Raw genomic sequence first — 19202 nt, forward strand, 5'->3', positions numbered from 1 at the left:
AGATGTGTCTTTAGATAGTTTTTCATTTTGTAGCTCAGATATATAATCATCTACTGCTTCTTTTAATTTATCTAAAACAGCACTATTTTGGGAAGGAGGCAGCCATTCCGGTGTCATCCCACTCTAAAGCGATATTATCGCTTCTACGCTCCTCACGAGGATCAGTTAGCTTATAGTAGTTTTTATTTAACAAACGAGGATCACGTGAATTTTCGCTCTTTTCATATTCCTTAATTTCTTCAAATATACCTAGTGTTTTATAAATATTATCTATTTCTTCTTGAGTAAGTCTTTCATTGCTTACTTCTTTTTGTTGGATAGATTTTTGTAGTTCTTTTGTTGCCGTTAACTTATCTTTTATTGTATTTGAATTTGATAAAATTTTCGCTTGTGCTAAATCAAGAGCCTCAATTAAATTAGTAGAGCCGCTTTTTCCAAATGTGGTAGATAATTCTTCTTGACTTGAACCGATTCCTGAATCAATGGAAGAAGATCTAGAAACATTATTAGATTTAGGATTAATATTTGCCTGTTGTACATAAGATTTGCCGGCATCTATTAATATTTTATCAGTGAATTGTTCTAGTTCATTGAATGAGTTTTCTAGTTTTGCAAAAAGTTCTGTTGAGGAATGTACTATTGCCGGCGATAACTTAGGTATAGAATCTTCAGGTATAGTTTCTAAAGAAGGAGAATATTTACTTGTTTCTTTCTGTAGTACTGATTCATTTTGCCTTATTAAATTTGATATATTTTTAAATTTATTTGCTAATTCTTCAGATAATATATCAATCTGGTTATTGTTATTACTTCCGGCATATAAGACTAGAGCCTCCTTTATATTTTGCGAGATATTATCTGCATGATCTATTAATAACATCTTATATTGTAAATCTAACTCGCTTGAATTATTAGTATTACGGAAGTAATTTTTATTTACTGATATACTTTTGCTGAGTATATTTTTAGAAGCTTCTATAAGTTCTTTTTGCCCTTTCTCTTCTTTATTTTTTAACTCCTCAAATAAATTTTGTAAACCGTCTGAAAAATCTCCGGCATTATCAAGATATAAAAATTTGCTTCTTATAATCTCTTGTGCTTTTTGATTGGAAGCTTGTTGAGCTTTTTGTTTCTCTTGCATTGCCCCTAGAATGATATTTTTATCTAATGAATTAATCACATCATAAAAATTTTTCATTTCCTCTAATTTTTCTCTAGGTTCTTTTATTTTTTGTAATCTTTCTCTTAATTCTTGAAATTTATCCCATTCATGTTGTTCAAGAAAAAATTCTTCTATTTTTGTATTTTTACTATTAGGGCTTCCTCCGCTACTCAGGATTTTATTTCTGGCTGCCTGTAATCTAGATGGTTGATGAGAGTTGATATTATTAATCAAATCTAAAATTTCTTTTGATGTCTTATTAAATTCTTCATTATTAGTTGGATTTTTGATTGTTTCTTGAACTGCTTCCCTTAACTTTATTATCTCTTCTTTAAGGCTAAGCTCTATTTTTTGTTGACCATGTGTTATAGCTTGTTCATTTTCTTGTGAGGTAGGTACTTTTTTATCTTGCTGTATATTTAGGCTCTTTTTCCCTACTTTCTGAACAACTTCTTCCATCAATTGCAATAGATTAATATTGCCATTTATTTTTGATCCTTGCTCATTAATGACCGGTAATGAATTACTTAGTTTTAATAATTCTGAAAAATCTGAAGGGGATATTAGGACATCAAGTTGAGCCTTTGTTTTTCTACCTTTTCCATCTTCCTTAAAGCCTTCAACTTTACCAATACTAATAGGTAGATTGTTTAAATAAATTTCTTTACTAGCCCCCTGTATATTTTTATCATTTGCTACTTTGAAGTTAGCTTGTTGCTGAGAAACATACGGTCCCGGCTTTCTAGGGTCTATTTTGTTTATTAGAGCTTCTATAAAATTAGTTGTACGTGTTATAGCTAGTTTATCTGTTTCTAAAATATTATTTAAATTAGTATTTTTTATTAAATAAAGATTCCTTATTAGCTGGTCTAATTCATTCTTATGTTTCATAATTTTCCTCTATTAATAAAAATAAACCAAAATGTAATACCATTTATGTTAAATTAACAATACTAATAATTAGTATTAATTCAATATTTTAAATCTTGTTGCATTTGTGCTTCAATAATATGATTTTATCATTTATTTTATCGTGTCAATGAGTTTTTTAACTCCCTCAACTGATTTGTCGAATAATGCTTTTTCTTCTTTAGTTAGCTGTAGTTCTACTACTTTTATGACGCCTTCTTTACCTATAATAATAGGTACTCCGACATATAAATCATTAACCCCATATTCACCTTGTAGATAAGCGGCACAAGTTAGAATTTGACGTTTATCTTTTAAATATGCTTCAAGCATTTCTATTGCTGAGGCTGCGGGGGCATAATAAGCAGAACCTGTTTTAAGTAATGCAACAATCTCACCGCCGCCGTTTCTAGTACGATCGATTATTTTTTCAATATTTTCATTACTTGATAAGTCCATTTTTATCAAGTCAGGTATCGGTACTCCTGATATTGTAGAATATCTTGCAAGAGGTACCATAGCATCACCATGACCGCCGAGAACCGTGCTATTAACATTGCTAACCGATACTTTAAATTCTTCAGCAAGAAAAAGATTAAATCTTGATGAGTCAAGTACGCCTGCCATACCTATTACTTTATTATGAGGTAGTCCGCTTTCTTTAAGCATGACATATACCATAACATCAAGCGGATTGGTAATTACTATTACAAAAGCATCAGGAGCGTATTTTTTAACATTCTCTGCAACATTTTTCATAATACCGGTATTAATGCTAATTAAATCATCTCTACTCATTCCTGGTTTTCTTGGTAAACCGGCAGTAATAATTATTGCATCAGACCCTTCAATATCTTTATAGTCGTTTGTGCCTTTTATTTTGATATCAGATCCGGCTATTGTACCGGCTTGCATGAGATCCAATGCTTTTCCTTGCGGTACTCCTTCAGCCACATCAAATAACACGATATCACCGAGTTCTCTAAGGCTAATTAAGTGAGCAAGCGTACCACCTATGTTACCGCTACCTATTAATGAGATTTTTGGATTTTTTTTCATTACTCCCTCTACAAATATTAAATATGCCTATTACTATATTACAAATAGATTCAAGAAAAAAGAATTTTTAAATTATATTATTAATTGGTTAATTCATAAAAATTAACCATTCACATTGACTTTATTAAAATAGATTAATATAATGCCGAGTCGAAAATACCATGAAACATGGAATTTTAATAAAATAACTAAAAAAAAGAAAATAACTATGCCTAAAATTTCTAAGTTAATAAATATTTTTAAATCTTGTATAGGAAAGGGAAGTAATGCAAAAGAATGTAAAACCGTTCCAGATGTGTTTCATGATTTACGCATTAGTATTAACAATAGTCTTAATAGTAAAGATGTAAGCTTTGATACGGTAGATAGCCCAGAAAACAAAAGTACCCTACATCATGTAACTGACCTAGTAGAACTTAAAGAGTTGCTTCAAAAAAATATTGATCCTAATATACAAGATGAGAATGGTTATACTGCTTTAGAGGTTACAGGTAATTTTGAAAAAGCCAAAATGTTACTTGAATATGGTGCTACGGTGAATGACTATAAACAGATGGGTGAAGTATTATATTACTGTGGTCGTAACTCAGTAGAAAATAAAATTATTCTTTCACTATTAATGCATAATAATGCTAATACTAATTTTACAAAAGCAAATTTAGTAAGACAATGTAAAGAACCGCATGAAGAGGCAGAGCGGTTAATAAAACGAATTGAAAAAATAAAGGGCTTAATATATCAAAGTAAAGAAGTAGAGACGTTAAGAGTATATGTTGACAGATTACAGAACTTAAAAAATAAATATGAAGAAGCAAACCAAGATGTTTCAAAAATAATATTAGATTATATTGAAAATCAAGAGAGTGATAGTTTAAAAGCTAAACTTGTTACTACTTGTCAAAATCTAGGGTTAATCGAAGATTATTCGGAAGTAGCTCAAGAAAATGCAGTATATAAGTGCTTGGATGAGGCTTTTGATTTACTTGATCAAGGATTAATAGGAGAGGATGCTCAAAATACAGTAGTTTGATCAACTATTTATTACCTGGATCGATTTAGTGGTCAAGCCGACCTTGTTGTATGGCTTGTTTTATGTCATTCCTGCGTGGATACCACCACGTCATTGCGAGCATTCGTAGAATGCGTGGCAATCTCATGAAATAATAACAAACTCCTGAGATTGCTTCGTCGAATTACTGTGTAATTCTTCTCGCAATGACGGAAAAGCAGGTCCACGCAACAACGCCAATGTCTTGCAGGATGATACACAAAACTATCAACGTTTTATCATCTTATTATAGTGTTCCGATAAAACTTTTACGCCGTATAGCCATAATAGACATACGATTACAAAGCTAAACATCAATAAACCGGCTATGTCGTTATGTACGGCGTTCGGGAAAATACTAAAGGATATGAATTGAATAATAGCACCTATTGATTTACCGATTTTAGTACCCATAACATCAACGGCAGCTTTACCTTTGGTCTTCATTTCACTATCGAGCGGAATATATACCATTTCTTTAGTAGCATCAAAAAGTGAATATTTTACGGATTTGGAAAGTACATGCCAAAGTCCGCCGATAAAAACTATAACGACAAGCGGCGAACTATAGCCGAGAGTATTTACGATATTTCCTAGGTGATTTTCAAAAACCGTGAATGAAAAGAACATAACGCCTGCTCCAAACATCATAATCGGTGTTATAATAGCTCCCCAAAACCAGCCGCATATTCTAATTAAACTACTTCCTAAAAACGCACTAACTAACGTGAGTACTCCCGTCCAAAAAAACACTTCACCGTGATAGGATATAAAATCCTTTGTAGCAGGATAGAGTTGTTTTACTTTTGACATCCATAATCCTTCTATTAGGCTAATACTCATAGAATAAGACATTACAAGAAGACAAATAAAACCGAGATATCTAGAAGTTAATATTACTTTTGCACTTTCGACTAAGCTTAATTTCAATATATCCGTTCTTTGATTTTTAAATTTAATATTTTTGTCTGCTTCTACGACTGATTTATCAATAAGTTTATGAAGAGCTAGACAAATTAATCCAGATATTAAAATAACCGTAATAAATGATTTTAAAAGGATTTCATTTGTATCGTTTAGATGAGAAAATAAAGGTAATAAGAAATGCTCACTCTTAGCAAAATAAATAATTACGGTTCCTGAGATGAGTAAATTAGTTTGTCCAAATAAAGTAAAAAATGAGTAAAATCTCGGTGCTTCTTCGACTTTAGTAATTTTATTTGCAAGCTGCCAATATAAAAGAGTAAATACTATAACCGGCCATAATTCTCCCATAATATAAAATAATACTAAACTCCACTGTCCCCAAATTATTAAAAACCATTTTAAGTGAGGAAGAACAGTGATATAGTGCTTAATTAATTCGGGATCGGGATGAAAAAACTCTCTGTACGGAAATAAAATAAAACCAAAAATTGCAAAGAAAAATAAAAAAGTGCCGGTAATTATCCTAAAAACTTGCTCTGTTGTCATAATATTACAGAGTTTAGAATAAAGAATAACAAATAAAATTCCCATCGGCATTTCGCCCCAAAGTTTGATAAAACTCAATACTTCCGAGCTAATTAAGGTAACAACAAAACTATCTTTAATACTACGAACTAAGTTTTGATTAAGTAGAATAAAAAACATTAGTAAGGCCATCGGGATGAATTTGGTTAATTCATACGATCTAATCGGCCATACTATATGCCTAAATTTACTGTTTCTGGCTTTATTCCAAATTGTGAAGTTAGAATCCACGGCATCCATTGATTTACTATGAGCTTATTTTTTTAGTACCGGAGTGGATACTAGAGTCGTCATTGCGAGAAGAATTACGTAGTAATTCGACGAAGCAATCTCAGGAGTTTGTTATTATTTCATGAGATTGCCACGCAGCCTATGGCTGCTCGCAATGACGGAAAAACCGTTCCACGCAACAAGACTTTTGCAGGGATGACTCCCAGCGTTTTTCAAAAACTGTCCGGCTATATTATTTTTTATGCAACCTAGACTATAATAAAAACTATGTCAAGATTTTTTAAAATAGTCTCATATATTGTTGTTAATTACATTTGTTATATACTCGATGAACTTGAAAAATTGGCTACGTCGTTCTACAAGATCTGTGGTGCTCACGTATTAAGTATACGCTCCGCTCCTCGACTTGTGAACTCCTTGCTCTTTTCCAAGTTGATCTTCGTATACCAACTATTCATTTACGCGGAGTATACTCAATCGCTGCTTTAATAAACTGAATAAATAACGGATGAGCTTCAAAAGGTTTAGATTTAAATTCCGGATGAAATTGTACTCCTACGAACCAACGCAGTAGCGGTAGTTCAATTATTTCTACAATCTCTTCATCTTTTGAAAAACTGCTAAATACTACTCCGTTTTTTTCAAAAATATTTTGAAATTCATTATTAAATTTATATCTATGACGATGTCTCTCATTTATTTCAAGGCTTTTATAAGCATTAGCTGCAATGGTACTTGCAACCAAACTACAAGGATAAGAGCCGAGCCTCATAGTCTTTTTTACATTTTCAATTGTTATTTTTGAGTCTTCACAGTTTTTATTTACTTTCTCAATAATTTTTGTACCGTCTACTTTAAACTCTTCCGTTACTGCATCTTTAATACCGATTAAGTTCTGAGCTATTTCGATCGTTGCAAGTTGCATACCGAAACATATTCCAAAAAAAGGTATGTTATTAGTGCGAGCATATGTTATTGCTGTAATTTTTCCTTTAGTTGCCCGTTCTCCAAATCCGCCCGGTACTAAAATCCCGTCTATATTTAATAATTTTTTATTAATATTCTCTTCAGTTAGATTTTCAGCATTTATCCATACTAAATCAATTTTGTATTTGTAATAAATACCTGCATGATCAAGTGCCTCGATTACTGATTTATAAGCATCTTTTAATTTATGATATTTAGCTATTATAGCAATTCTTACTTTTGAATTAGAATCTTTTAGCCTACCAATTATATCATACCATTTATCTAATTTGGACGGTACGACATTAATATTAAAAAATTTTAGTACTTTATTGTCAAGACCTGAATTATGATACGCAATCGGTACTAAATATATATTTTTTTGATCTATTGCCGGAATAACATACTCAGATTCTATATTACAAAATAAAGCTATTTTATCTATTTCGCTTTTTGAAATGTTACGTTCTGCACGACATACTAGTATATTAGGTGTAATACCTATAGCACGTAATTCTTTAACTGAGTGTTGGGTAGGTTTTGTTTTTAATTCACGGGCGGTTTTAACATAAGGTAATAATGTTAAATGAATAAATAAGCAATTTTCGCTTTTTAATTTGTTACCGATTTGCCTTATAGCTTCAAAAAACGGTAGACCTTCAATATCACCGACTGTACCGCCTATTTCACAAATAATAAAATCAAAGCCCTTTGTGTTTGAAAGTATAAAATCTTTTATTATATTTGTAACATGCGGGATGATTTGAACGGTAACGCCGGTGTAATTTCCTAAACGTTCATCTTTAAGTAGTTTTGAGTATATCGCTCCTGTCGTGATGCTATCAAACTTGCATGAGGAAACTCCGGTAAAACGTTCATAATGTCCAAGATCTAGATCAGTTTCTGCTCCGTCATCTGTTACATATACTTCCCCATGTTCGTGAGGATTCATAGTCCCAGGGTCGACGACGTTAAGATAAGGGTCTAGTTTTCGTACGCAAACTTTAAATCCTTTCGCTTGTAATAGCATAGCAAGAGATGCTGCCGTTAGACCTTTACCGAGTGATGAAACAACGCCGCCGGTAACAAAAATGAAACGTACCATTATTTATTATAAACCTAGTTTACTAATATTTTCGTAAAATTTTACTGCTTTTTTTAAGTCTTCTTCCGTATCTACGGAAATAGGAACATTCTCAACTAAACATGTACCTATAGTCATGCCGTTTTCAAGGACACGTAATTGTTCTAAACGTTCTGTTTTTTCTAAAAAAGTCGGCTTAAGAGATACAAATTTTTCTAAAGCGTTTTTGCGAAAACCATACATGCCTACATGATATAAAAATTCTTCTGCACCGTTTGGAATAAGACTACGCGAAAAATACAATGCTTTCCCCGCCGAGTCAACCGCTACGGTAACATTACTACTAGCTTCTACTGATTCTCTATCTACCTTTACTACCGGTGTAACAATATCGTACTCGCTGTTTTTTAAATATTCTATAATTTTCAAAATAGAGCTAGGTTCAATGAAAGGCATATCTCCCTGTACATTAACTATGTAATTAATGTTTTGATTATTTGGAATTAATTTAAAAGCTTCATAAGTACGATCAGTACCGGTTGGGATAGCACTATCCTTGAATATTACTTTTCCTCCGACTTTTTTAATAATATTTGCTATCTCTTCCGAGTCGGTCGCAACATATGTATGCTCAAGGTTAGCCTGATTTACTTGTTTGAATACCCGCTCGATTAAAGTTATAGAGCCGATAAGCTGCAGCGGTTTTTGTTTAAGCCTAGTTGAACTTAGCCTTGAGGGGATAATTATAGCCACATCCTGATGCTGCATAAACTTCCTATATATTAAATTAAAAAATAATTGTTGACAGATTAGCCTTTTTCGGCGATAAAGTAAAACATAATTTTTGAATATATTCAATATTCGATGAATTTCAAAAATTGGCTACGTCGTCTTATAAAGTCTGCGGTACTCACGTATTAAGTATACACTGCGTTCCTCGATTTATAGACTTCTTGCTCTTTTTGAAATTGATCTTCATATTGCTAATTACAATATATTTAAGAGCTCGTAGCTCAGTCGGTAGAGCATTTGACTTTTAATCAAAGGGTCCCGGGTTCGAATCCCGGCGAGCTCACCATACTTCTACACTGTGGGTTTGTAGCTCAGCTGGTTAGAGCACACGCCTGATAAGCGTGAGGTCGGAAGTTCAAGTCTTCTCAAACCCACCATTCAATCCACTAAAATCTATATTACATATTTAAAGTAGAATAAGAAATATTAGATTAATCAATAATTTCTTTGTATAGATAACATTTTTTCTCAATAAGTCTTTTTAGAGGCAGGAAGAGGTTATAGGGTAAGTTATCAAGAGCAAACCACTGCCAGTTTTCTACTTTATGAGGCTCAAGATTCTGTAATTCATGCTCATTTGAACAATGAGCTTTAAGGAAAATCGAGACATAATGCTTTTGTTCTTTTTCAAAAATATCGTTAGTCACCGCTATAAATTGTGGGTTTTCAATGATTAGATTTGTTTCTTCTAAAACTTCACGGATAGCACATTCTTCAAATGTTTCTCCAAATTCTAAATGTCCACCGGCAGGAGCATAACTAGACTCACCATGGGAACTAATACGTTTACCTAATAAAATTTCATTTCTATTATTAAAGATTAAAATACCGATACCGATCCGTGGGTGGTTAATCATATATTAAGTAGCTCCGGGTAAATGAAAAGTCGATATACGAAGTTCTATCTATTGACTTATTAATAGCTTACGTTAATTTCCAAATCAAATAAAAAATATTGCTTATTTAAATACCGTGAGCTATTTGTAGATTATATTTAATATTTACCTGTAGTTATGAATTCTACCAATCACTCACAAAATAATAGCTTAACTATCTCGTGGCTTAAGCTTGGTATTTTATCCTTAGGGTTTGCAGGTTTATATTCGGTTATTTTGGTAGTGTTACGTACTCCTCAATTAGCCGATTTTTTCCCAAATCCGCATATTTTCAAATCTGCTTTAATTATTCATGTTAATTTATCGGTATTAATTTGGTTGTTTTCTATCACTGCTAGCGTTTGGGGTTGTGAAACGTCATTGCGAGGAGAGGCAAAGCCTCGACGCGGCAATCTCGTCAAATCTCCTGAGATTGCCACGCTCTCTATTTTCGCTCGCAATGACGTGCTTTACCTTTATCCCAAACTTGCTTTTCTAGCTACTCTTCTAATTGCCGTATCCCCAATAGCCGGACACAATCCAGTGATGAATAACTATATACCGATGCTTGAAAATATTGTCTTTATTTTGGGGTTAAGCTTATTTGGTGTTACGTTGCTATTATACGCTATAAATATTGTATACTTATTCGATTGGATGAACTTAAATAGTCTAGTTAATTTTACTGTATTATCGACTATTATAATGTTTATTTTAAGCTTTGTTTGTTTTGGATGGTCTTATAACGGTTTGCAAAACATCATTCAAATTATTCCTATAGAGATAGAATTTTATTATGAATTACTTTTTTGGAGCGGAGGTCATTTATTACAATTTATATATACTCAAATATTAATATTTATTTGGGTTGTCTTATTTCAGAAGCTAATAGGTAGAGAATTAAAATTCCAAAAATTCTATCTGTTCTTACTTTATTTGAATTTTATTTTTGGTGTTATTGCAATATTTGGTCATGTATCTTATGACATTATTGACGGAGCATTCAAAGAATTCTATACAAATCATATGAAATATCTAGGAGGTCTTGCTCCTATTTTATGTTTGATCGGCATGGGGTGTGAGTCCTTGTCATTCCGTGGCTTGACCACGGAATCCAGTAAAAAAATAGATCCCGCAGTCAAGCCACGGGATGACACTGTTATAATAAATAGCAAAGTCATCAAAACCACCTTACTTTGCTCTATTACTTTATTTCTACTCGGCGGGCTTATAGCAATGAATATTACAGGTATAAATGTAGTAATCCCTGCTCATTATCACGGTTCTATAGTAGGTATTAGCATTGCTTGTATGGGGTATAGTATAGTGTCATTCCGTGGCTTGACCACGGAATCCATAGAAAAAACAAAGCAAGACTGGATCCCGTGGTCAAGCCACGGGATGACACTATTAACCGCCTACAGGATGACATTTGCCATCTACCTCCTAACATTCGGGCAGATTCTGCACATACTTGGGCTAGCATTCGCCGGTGGTTACGGTGTTATGCGGAAAGATCCAAATAGCGTAATGCCGATGTCAGCTAAGCTATTAATGGGAATGATGGGTGGAGGAGGGCTTATTGCTATAGTAGGCGGCTTGATGTTTGTATATATTTGTGTTAAAGTAATGTTTTTTAAAAGTATAAAACTAGAACATGAGTAAACCAACTAGAGAAGAAGCTAAAGAAGCGGTAAGAACATTACTAAAATTCATTGGTGAAGACCCAAATAGAGAAGGATTACTTAAAACTCCTGAGAGAGTAATTAACAGCTACGGGGAATTATTCTCCGGTTATGAAAAAGATATAGCAGAAATATTAAGTACAAAATTTTATGATACTTGTAATTTTCAGGATTTTATCTTACTGAAAGATATAAAATTTACCTCTTTCTGTGAACATCATATGCTCCCTTTCATCGGTACAGTAGATATAGCTTATATTCCCGATAATTGTATTATTGGTATAAGTAAGCTTGCACGAATAGTAAATGTTTTCGCTAGAAGATTACAGATTCAAGAAAAAATGACGGTACAAATAGCAGAAAGCGTTCAGGAGAATTTAAAGCCGCTTGGTGTTGCCGTTAAGATTTCTGCTTTACATAGCTGTATGACGATGCGGGGTGTAATGCAGGATAGTATGATGCAAGATAGCGATATTAATATTACTATGAATACAATGCATTATACGGGTATGTTTGCTGAGCAGCAGAAATATCGCCATGAGTTTTTGAATCTTACTGCTAAAAGATAATATACTCGATGAACTTCAAAAATTGGCTACGTCGTTCTACAAGATCTGCGGTGCTCACGTATTAAGTATACGCTCCGCTCCTCGACTTGTGAACTCCTTGCTCTTTTTGAAGTTGATCTTCGTATATCTGTTTTTTATTTTACTTAGAGTATATAATGTTATTATCAAAATATTTTTTACCTGTTTTAAAAGAAGAGCCAAGTGAAGCTCAAGTAACTTCGCATAAATTAATGCTTAGAAGCGGAATGATTAGGCAACAAGCAGCAGGTATTTATACATGGCTTCCGCTCGGCTTAAAAGTACTGAAGAATATCGAGAATATAGTACGCTCAAACATGAATAAAGCGGGAGCTTTGGAAGTTCTAATGCCTTGCATTCAACCCGCACATTTATGGATGGAATCGGGACGTTTTGATAATTACGGCAAGGAAATGCTAAAATTTCAAGACCGTCACGATAATACTTTACTATTTGGTCCGACTAATGAAGATATGATTACGGATATTTTCCGTCATAATATTAAGTCATATAAGGATTTACCGAAAAATCTTTATCATATCCAATGGAAATTTCGTGATGAGATTAGACCCCGTTTCGGTGTTATGAGAGGTCGGGAGTTTTTAATGAAAGATGCTTATTCTTTTGATATAAACGAAGAAAATGCCGTTAAGACCTATAATCAAATGTATCAGGCTTATATCAATACTTTTCGGGATTTAGGTGTGTTCGCTATCCCTGTTATTGCAGATAACGGTCCGATAGGCGGCAATTTAAGTCATGAATTTCATATTATCGCCGAGACCGGTGAAAGCACTATTTATTACGATAAAAGATTTAAGACTTTAAAAGATAATCCTAACATTGATGTAGAGGAAATTAAAAGCTGGTACGCAGCAGCCGAAGAAAAGCATGATTTGAATAAATTGCCTATATCTGAACAGGAAATAACTAGCAGTAAAGGGATAGAAGTCGGGCATATTTTTTATATCGGCTCAAAATATTCGGTTAATATGAATGCTCTTATTAATGATGAGCATGGTAAATTAACTCCTGTAGAAATGAGTTCTTACGGCATAGGTATTTCAAGGTTAGTGGCAGCTATTATAGAAGCAAATTGTGATGAGAAAGGTATTATATGGCCTTCTAACGTTGCTCCTTTTAAAGTTTCTTTAATTAATTTAAATATTCATGATAGTAAATGCGTAGAGCTTGCGGCAAAGGCTTATAAAGAGCTATCTGTTCAAAACATAGAAGTGCTATATGACGATACCGAAGCACGTGCCGGCAGTAAATTCGCAACGCACGACCTTATCGGTTCACCTTATCAAATTATAATCGGTCCTAAAAAAGCAGCGGATAATATCGTTGAATTAAAAGATCGTAAAACCGGTGCTATAGAAGATACCGAGGTAGAAAATCTTATTAATTATATCAAATAACATAGACAATGATAGTATCATATGATACTATCATATAATGAATAATAGACCGCCTTTTCAAATAACTAATAAAATCTTGGAGCTATCACAAGATATTTCTTATGAGCTTGGTATTTTAGCCGGTAGCAAACTTTATTCTCAGCCTATAAAACTTCGCAAAAATAATCAAATTAAGACTATTCACTCTTCTTTAGCAATTGAAGGAAATAATTTAAGTATAGAGCAGATAACAGATTTAATAGACGGCAAAAGGGTACTTGCACCTGAAAAAGATATTTTAGAAGTAAAAAATGCTATAAAATTATATAATGATCTGACTATATTTAATCCTTTTAAAATTGAATCATTGCTAAAAGCACATGAGATATTAATGCAAGGATTAGTAGAAGATAACGGGAAGTGGCGTAAAGGTAATGCCGGTATACTAAAAGGTACGGAAATTATACATTTTGCACCTCCGGCAAGCCGTGTATCTTTATTAATGCAGGATTTATTTGAGTTTATAACACAAGATAAGAATGTTTCCGGAATAGTTAAAGCTTGTATATTTCATTATGAATTTGAATTTATCCATCCTTTTTCGGACGGTAATGGGCGAATCGGTAGATTATGGCAACAATTATTACTAATGCAAACTAATAAAATTTTTGAATATATTTCCGTTGAAAGTTTGATAAGGAATAATCAAAGTGAATATTATAGTGTTTTAAGTAAGTGTGATAAGCTTGGTGAATCGACGTTATTTATCGAGTTTATGCTTGATAAAATAGTTGTAGCATTAAGATTATATAGTAATAATATAACATATGAGGCAAGTACTCCATTATATAGAATTGAATTTGCTAAGGTTAATTTAATAGATAAATGGTTTTCTAGAAAAGATTATACTAATGTACATAAAAATATTTCTACGGCAACGGCTAGTAGAGATTTGTTATATGGTTTGGAGCATAAGCTTTTAATAAGTAAAGGTGATAAGAACCAGACTTATTATAGATTCGTATAAGCCATACTCAATGCCTTGCAGGAATGACATAATACCGCTGATTCAAAAAGAGATTAACATGAAAAATTTTATAAAATACTTATTTTTTACCGGTCTATATATAGTAGTAACGATAATAGTTGCTTATATGGTTTTAGCTCAAACTATTCCTAATGATGGGCAGTGTCATATGATGGATAGACCGCTTGTTATTCATTACATTTTAGCAGCAATTATTACCGCTTTACCGGCACTAATTTTAATATATAGTAGAAGTAAGAAAAAGAAGAAATAAATTATATGATCGGTAAATTAAGCGGTAAGATTGATTCCCAAGGCGATGATTACATTATAATTGACGTAAATGGGGTAGGGTATCTTGTTTATGCTTCAGGTAAAACTTTAGGTAAATTTGCTGAAGGGGAGTTTTATAAACTATTTATCGAAACCCATGTTAGAGAGGAGCATATTCATCTTTACGGTTTTCTGACTCTAGAAGAGAAGAATTTTTTTAATTTGTTACAATCAGTAAACGGTATAGGTACAAGAATGGCTTTATCTATCTTATCAAACCTGACGCCTGCGGATATCCAAATTGCTATAAATAATGAGGATAAAAATATATTTAAAGCAATATCCGGAGTGGGAGCTAAACTTGCTGAGCGTATAGTGTTGGAGCTGAAAGGTAAAGTAGCAAAAATATCAAGCGGCTCTGCTATTATTAAAGATAATTTAAGTATTAAGAATATTACACCCGTCGCAAGCAATGAAGTAATAAAAGCTCTAGTAAATCTAGGCTTTTCTAGATTTGAAGCACAAAACACCGTTCAAGGTATCATTACCCAAAATCCCGAAATTTCTATTGATGAGTTAATCAAAACAGCCCTGAAAAATCGAAATTCTAATTTTTAAGAAAGTATTAATTAATTAATATTTTCTTTACTTTTATTTAATTTTGGTATATAATACGTATTCAAAAACATTATTAATAGGTAAAATTATGTCAAAATTAAAAATATTTTTAGCAAGTATAAATGCTAATAAGTTAATTGCGGAACTAGAAAAAGACCCAGCTACATTAAATATCAACGATGAAGTATTACCCAATCATTTGGAAGATTTACTAGAAACTTTAAAAGGAGATGATACTGTAAAAACGCTAAAGATTGAAAGTTCTGTATGGAATTCAGCATCATTACTATCACACAACGGTATAACAGAAGAAAGTAAAATAGAATTATTGAAAGCGATACCAAAAATGAATCTAAACGCTTTAGGTTTGACCGGTCTTACTCTAAACAATAGCGATATAGATATTTTTTGTGAAGCAATCAAACATAGCAAAATTAATGAACTTGAGTTTTTTTTAGGTAGAGAAATAAGTAATGAATCAAAAGCAAAATTATTCACTTCTATAAAAAATAATAAAGCTCTTCTTAATTGTTTGGTTACGGGTCCAAATGATATGTCCCCACAAGAGAAACAAGAAAAGAAAACATGGACAAGTCAAATTAATGAGAGAACTGATAAAAATCAGAGTATTCTAGAAGAAGTAGCACAAGTTTTAAAAGATTGGTCTGAAACGCCTAACAATTTGCATAAGGGTACAATTCATAGTTACTTAAAATTATATCAAAAGTTAAATAAAGATAGTGTTATAGAAGAGTTAGAAAAGTTAAAAGTAACTGATGCAAACTTTATTCTAGAAAACGCAGATAAACATATTAATGAGCATTTTTTTGAGATGGTGGGAATTGCAAAAGAAGTATATGCTGATGGTTTATTTGTGCCTACTGATATAACTAGTTACATCGCATCTTGTATTGGGGATTTATCTAATATAATAAATAAATCAAGTGATATAGAATCTTAAAATAATTTATAGCATAAAACTATTTTTTAGCTATTATTAGTCATTATATTCGATTTAAAATAATGACTAATATATTATCGCCTGAAAAAATTGAAAATGATCAAGAACTGCCGATAAGACCGTCATATTTACAAGAATTTGTCGGTCAACAGCAGATTAAAGAGAATCTTTCAGTATTTATTAAAGCTGCAAAATCTCGGAATGAACATCTTGACCATACTTTATTTTACGGTCCGCCCGGTCTTGGTAAGACTACGCTTGCTAAGATTATCTCTAATGAAATCGGCGGTAATTTCAAATCCACCTCCGGTCCTGCTATACTTAAAGCAGCTGACCTTGCTGCTATCCTAACTAATCTTGAAAAAAACGACGTATTATTTATTGATGAAATCCACCGCTTAAATACTGCGGTTGAAGAGGTTTTATACCCTGCTATGGAGGATTTTGAGCTTGATATAATTATCGGTGAAGGTCCGGCCGCAAGATCGGTGAAAATAACCTTGCCGCAATTTACTTTAATCGGGGCTACCACACGGCTTGGGCTGCTTAGTAATCCTTTGCGTGATAGGTTCGGCATTCCTATGCGGCTAAATTTTTATAATACTGAGGAGCTTAAGAAAGTTTTAAATAGAGCAAGTAAATTATTTAATATTGATTTGACCGATTCAGGTTCAGAAGAGATAGCTAAAAGAAGTAGAGGAACGCCGAGAATTGCATTAAGATTGCTGCGTCGTATAAGAGATTTTGCAGCAGTTGACGGTAAATCAAGAGTAGATAAAGAAATCTCTGATTTTGGGTTAAATCGTTTGGAAGTTGATCGCATAGGACTTGATAGTAATGATTATCGTTATTTGAAATTCATAGCGGATAATTATAACGGTGGTCCCGTTGGAATTGAAACGATTGCTGCTGCATTATCCGAACAGCGTGATGCACTTGAAGAAACCATAGAGCCTTATCTTATACAGATAGGTTTATTACAAAGAACTCCTAGAGGTAGGGTAATCACGATTGCCGCTTTTGAGCATTTGAAAATGCCGATACCTAATCAATCACATCATCAATTTAATATTTTTAACGAGAATGAGTAATAATAATTTAAATGATAGTTATACAGCCGCAGATGTTATAAAAAGGCTGATAAAAGATCATGTTAAACCTTACGCAAATAAAATATATTTTTCGATATTTTGCATGGTTATTGCAGCAATTTGTACGGCAGTGATTGTACATGCGGTTAGACCTATTATTGATAAGATTTTTTTAACGCATGATAAGAAAATGCTTATAATAATGCCTATAGTGCTTACTGTAACTTTTTTTATAAAAGGAATTTCAGAGTGTTATCAGAATTATCTAATAAAATTTGTTGGGCAGAGGGTACTAAACGATTTGCAGATAAAAATGTATGAGCATTTGTTACTTGCTGATATTTCTTTTATTCAAAACCAATCTTCAGGACGTTTAATATCTCGTTTTACTAATGATATTTCTTTGATGCGTGGGGCTGTTTCTAATTTACTTGTCGGATGTGCTAAACATTTCCTAACTGTAGTATGCTTAATAATAACTATGTTTCATTTAGAACCGCTATTATCTTGCGTAGTTTTTCTTGTGTTCCCTTTGGCTGTTTATCCGGTGCAAAGGATGGGCAGAAAGATAAGAAAAATATTTTCACAATCCCAAGAGGAGCTTGGGCATTATACTTCTAGGCTTGATGAAACATTTCAGTCAATTAAGATTATTAAATCTTTTGTAGGCGAAAAAATAGAAAGTAATAGAGCATCGTTGATTATTAATAATATTTTAGAGTTTTACAAAAAAACATCTAAGCTAGATGCGATGGTTTCACCGATTATGGAAGGTTTAAGTGGTCTTGCAGTCGGAGGGATGGTTTGGTACGGAGGTAATCTAGTTCTTGAGGGTAAAACTACACCCGGTGCATTATTTGCTTTTTTAGCTGCTTTTGCTGCAGCTTATAGACCTTTTAAAAGTTTGGTATCGTTAAATATTAATTTGCAAGAAGGAATAGCCGCAGCTAAGAGGGTATTTAGTATTTTGGATACCGAACCTCTTATTAAAGATCATGAAGATGCTAAAGAAGTAGAGCTATATAATCCACAAATTACTTTTGAAAAACTAGCTTTAAGTTTTGAGAGTAAAATAGCTATAAAATATATAGATCTAAAGCTAGAACCTCATAAGATAATTGCGTTTGTCGGGCGCTCCGGTAGCGGTAAGACGTCCCTTAGTAATTTATTAGTGCGTTTTTATGATCCAAATGAAGGAAGAATTTTAATTAATAATCATGATATTAAAGATATTAAGCTTACTTCACTTAGAGGTCAGATTTCCTTAGTTACTCAAGATACTCATTTATTTGATACAAGCGTTGCCGAAAATATAGCATACGGTCAGGAAAAAGCTACAAGAGAAGAAATAATTGAAGCAGCAAAATATGCAGATGCGCATGAGTTTATTATGCATCTGCCGAACGGTTACGACACGCAGATAGGAGTGCAGGGGACAACTCTTTCAGGCGGTCAGCGTCAGCGTTTATCTATTGCGAGAGCTTTCCTAAAAGACGCACCTATTTTAATTTGGGATGAAGCAACGAGTAGCTTAGACCAAGCTTCAGAGCAGAAAATTCTAGAATCTTTAAAGAAATTACGCCAAGGAAAAACCACTTTAATTATTACGCATCGTTTAAGCAGTATTATCGATCTTGATAATATTATCGTCATGAAAAACGGTGAGATTTGTGAGCAGGGTACTCACACTCAATTACTTAAGAATAAAGATGAATATTATAGGTTGTATAATAAGGAGTTAAGAGAAAATGGTTGATTTATAAAGTAAATAGTTTATATTTCTTAATTTTTGTTAACTATTATTACAATACTAATATTTTCGTCATTGTGAGGAGCGAAGCGACGTGGCAATCTCGTCAAGCATCCTGAGATTGCTTCGTCGAATTACTGCGTAATTCTTCTCGCAATGACGATTTAATGGA

14 protein-coding genes, 2 tRNA genes and 3 pseudogenes are annotated in these 19202 nt (G+C 32.8%); 13 read left to right on the forward strand and 6 right to left on the reverse strand.

Translation table 11 applies throughout. The features are described from left to right. Positions 1 to 82: 82 nt before the first annotated feature. Positions 83 to 2053, reverse strand: coding sequence for a hypothetical protein (locus tag H6P87_RS02705; RefSeq protein WP_246438062.1), 1971 nt, complete (start codon positions 2051 to 2053; stop codon positions 83 to 85). Between the two features lie 132 nt (positions 2054 to 2185). Beyond that, positions 2186 to 3130 carry a malate dehydrogenase gene (gene mdh / locus H6P87_RS02710; protein ID WP_202069933.1) on the reverse strand — a complete coding sequence of 315 codons (945 nt, stop codon included), beginning with the start codon at positions 3128 to 3130 and terminating at the stop codon, positions 2186 to 2188. A gap of 208 nt (positions 3131 to 3338) precedes the next feature. Here mdh and H6P87_RS02715 point away from each other — a divergent pair, with 208 nt between their 5' ends. Continuing rightward, on the forward strand, positions 3339 to 4160 hold the full coding sequence (locus H6P87_RS02715; protein WP_246438063.1) for an ankyrin repeat domain-containing protein: 822 nt from the start codon (positions 3339 to 3341) through the stop codon (positions 4158 to 4160). 246 nt (positions 4161 to 4406) lie between these two features. On the opposite strand, the gene tlc2 is transcribed toward H6P87_RS02715, so the two are convergent. The 3 genes from tlc2 to H6P87_RS02730 all read right to left on the reverse strand — a co-directional run bounded on the left by tlc2 (position 4407) and on the right by H6P87_RS02730 (position 8739). Beyond that, complete coding sequence (gene tlc2 / locus H6P87_RS02720; RefSeq protein ID WP_202069934.1) at positions 4407 to 5930, reverse strand: nucleotide exchange transporter Tlc2; 1524 nt, start codon at positions 5928 to 5930, stop codon at positions 4407 to 4409. A 445-nt stretch (positions 5931 to 6375) separates the two neighbouring features. Then, positions 6376 to 7992, reverse strand: coding sequence for a CTP synthase (locus H6P87_RS02725; protein WP_202069935.1), 1617 nt, complete (start codon positions 7990 to 7992; stop codon positions 6376 to 6378). A gap of 6 nt (positions 7993 to 7998) precedes the next feature. After that, on the reverse strand, positions 7999 to 8739 hold the full coding sequence (locus H6P87_RS02730) for a 3-deoxy-manno-octulosonate cytidylyltransferase (RefSeq protein ID WP_202069936.1): 741 nt from the start codon (positions 8737 to 8739) through the stop codon (positions 7999 to 8001). Positions 8740 to 8973: 234 nt separating this feature from the next. On the opposite strand from H6P87_RS02730, the gene H6P87_RS02735 reads away from it, so the two are divergent. Further along, positions 8974 to 9049: transfer RNA gene (locus tag H6P87_RS02735), tRNA-Lys, on the forward strand. A gap of 14 nt (positions 9050 to 9063) precedes the next feature. Continuing rightward, positions 9064 to 9140: transfer RNA gene (locus tag H6P87_RS02740), tRNA-Ile, on the forward strand. 153 nt (positions 9141 to 9293) lie between these two features. Here H6P87_RS02740 and H6P87_RS02745 read toward each other — a convergent pair. Continuing rightward, positions 9294 to 9620, reverse strand: a pseudogene (locus tag H6P87_RS02745) (nucleotide triphosphate diphosphatase NUDT15); the annotation flags it as partial. A gap of 156 nt (positions 9621 to 9776) precedes the next feature. Between H6P87_RS02745 and H6P87_RS02750 the strand changes: the two are divergent. The 10 genes and pseudogenes from H6P87_RS02750 to H6P87_RS02790 all read left to right on the forward strand — a co-directional run. Continuing rightward, positions 9777 to 10962: pseudogene (locus tag H6P87_RS02750) on the forward strand (palindromic element RPE4 domain-containing protein); the annotation flags it as partial. 107 nt (positions 10963 to 11069) lie between these two features. Further along, positions 11070 to 11303, forward strand: a pseudogene (locus tag H6P87_RS07505) (hypothetical protein); the annotation flags it as partial. After that, positions 11296 to 11892, forward strand: a complete 597-nt coding sequence (gene folE, locus H6P87_RS02755; protein ID WP_202069939.1) for a GTP cyclohydrolase I FolE — start codon at positions 11296 to 11298, stop codon at positions 11890 to 11892. The pseudogene H6P87_RS07505 and the gene folE, both read left to right, overlap by 8 nt. A gap of 155 nt (positions 11893 to 12047) precedes the next feature. After that, entirely contained in the window at positions 12048 to 13331 is a 1284-nt protein-coding gene (gene proS / locus H6P87_RS02760) for a proline--tRNA ligase (protein WP_202069940.1), read from the forward strand. Between the two features lie 37 nt (positions 13332 to 13368). After that, the gene (locus tag H6P87_RS02765; protein WP_202069941.1) at positions 13369 to 14337 is read left to right on the forward strand and encodes a Fic family protein; all 969 of its coding nucleotides are present in this window, start codon (positions 13369 to 13371) and stop codon (positions 14335 to 14337) included. Between the two features lie 58 nt (positions 14338 to 14395). Then, positions 14396 to 14611, forward strand: a complete 216-nt coding sequence (locus tag H6P87_RS02770; RefSeq protein ID WP_040257589.1) for a hypothetical protein — start codon at positions 14396 to 14398, stop codon at positions 14609 to 14611. A 5-nt stretch (positions 14612 to 14616) separates the two neighbouring features. After that, positions 14617 to 15228 (forward strand): Holliday junction branch migration protein RuvA, encoded by a 612-nt coding sequence (ruvA, locus tag H6P87_RS02775; protein ID WP_202069942.1) that lies wholly within the window; start codon positions 14617 to 14619, stop codon positions 15226 to 15228. An 88-nt stretch (positions 15229 to 15316) separates the two neighbouring features. Continuing rightward, positions 15317 to 16189 (forward strand): hypothetical protein, encoded by an 873-nt coding sequence (locus H6P87_RS02780; protein WP_246438065.1) that lies wholly within the window; start codon positions 15317 to 15319, stop codon positions 16187 to 16189. Between the two features lie 62 nt (positions 16190 to 16251). Continuing rightward, positions 16252 to 17280: a Holliday junction branch migration DNA helicase RuvB gene (gene ruvB / locus H6P87_RS02785; RefSeq protein WP_202069943.1), complete on the forward strand. Its 1029-nt coding sequence runs from the start codon at positions 16252 to 16254 to the stop codon at positions 17278 to 17280. Continuing rightward, positions 17273 to 19036 carry an ABC transporter ATP-binding protein gene (locus H6P87_RS02790; RefSeq protein ID WP_202069944.1) on the forward strand — a complete coding sequence of 588 codons (1764 nt, stop codon included), beginning with the start codon at positions 17273 to 17275 and terminating at the stop codon, positions 19034 to 19036. The genes ruvB and H6P87_RS02790 overlap by 8 nt, the downstream gene beginning before the upstream one ends. Positions 19037 to 19202: the final 166 nt, after the last annotated feature.

The sequence above is a fragment of the Rickettsia tillamookensis genome (assembly GCF_016743795.2).
Taxonomy (GTDB): Bacteria; Pseudomonadota; Alphaproteobacteria; order Rickettsiales; family Rickettsiaceae; genus Rickettsia; species Rickettsia tillamookensis.

What these genes read in the sequence shown, in the direction of transcription:
- H6P87_RS02705 (WP_246438062.1), bottom strand. Translation starts at nt 2,053, where the DNA reads ATGAAACATAAGAATGAATTAGACCAGCTAATAAGGAATCTTTATTTA.
- mdh (WP_202069933.1), bottom strand. Translation starts at nt 3,130, where the DNA reads ATGAAAAAAAATCCAAAAATCTCATTAATAGGTAGCGGTAACATAGGT.
- H6P87_RS02715 (WP_246438063.1), top strand. Translation starts at nt 3,339, where the DNA reads ATGCCTAAAATTTCTAAGTTAATAAATATTTTTAAATCTTGTATAGGA.
- tlc2 (WP_202069934.1), bottom strand. Translation starts at nt 5,930, where the DNA reads ATGGATGCCGTGGATTCTAACTTCACAATTTGGAATAAAGCCAGAAAC.
- H6P87_RS02725 (WP_202069935.1), bottom strand. Translation starts at nt 7,992, where the DNA reads ATGGTACGTTTCATTTTTGTTACCGGCGGCGTTGTTTCATCACTCGGT.
- H6P87_RS02730 (WP_202069936.1), bottom strand. Translation starts at nt 8,739, where the DNA reads ATGCAGCATCAGGATGTGGCTATAATTATCCCCTCAAGGCTAAGTTCA.
- folE (WP_202069939.1), top strand. Translation starts at nt 11,296, where the DNA reads ATGAGTAAACCAACTAGAGAAGAAGCTAAAGAAGCGGTAAGAACATTA.
- proS (WP_202069940.1), top strand. Translation starts at nt 12,048, where the DNA reads ATGTTATTATCAAAATATTTTTTACCTGTTTTAAAAGAAGAGCCAAGT.
- H6P87_RS02765 (WP_202069941.1), top strand. Translation starts at nt 13,369, where the DNA reads ATGAATAATAGACCGCCTTTTCAAATAACTAATAAAATCTTGGAGCTA.
- H6P87_RS02770 (WP_040257589.1), top strand. Translation starts at nt 14,396, where the DNA reads ATGAAAAATTTTATAAAATACTTATTTTTTACCGGTCTATATATAGTA.
- ruvA (WP_202069942.1), top strand. Translation starts at nt 14,617, where the DNA reads ATGATCGGTAAATTAAGCGGTAAGATTGATTCCCAAGGCGATGATTAC.
- H6P87_RS02780 (WP_246438065.1), top strand. Translation starts at nt 15,317, where the DNA reads ATGTCAAAATTAAAAATATTTTTAGCAAGTATAAATGCTAATAAGTTA.
- ruvB (WP_202069943.1), top strand. Translation starts at nt 16,252, where the DNA reads ATGACTAATATATTATCGCCTGAAAAAATTGAAAATGATCAAGAACTG.
- H6P87_RS02790 (WP_202069944.1), top strand. Translation starts at nt 17,273, where the DNA reads ATGAGTAATAATAATTTAAATGATAGTTATACAGCCGCAGATGTTATA.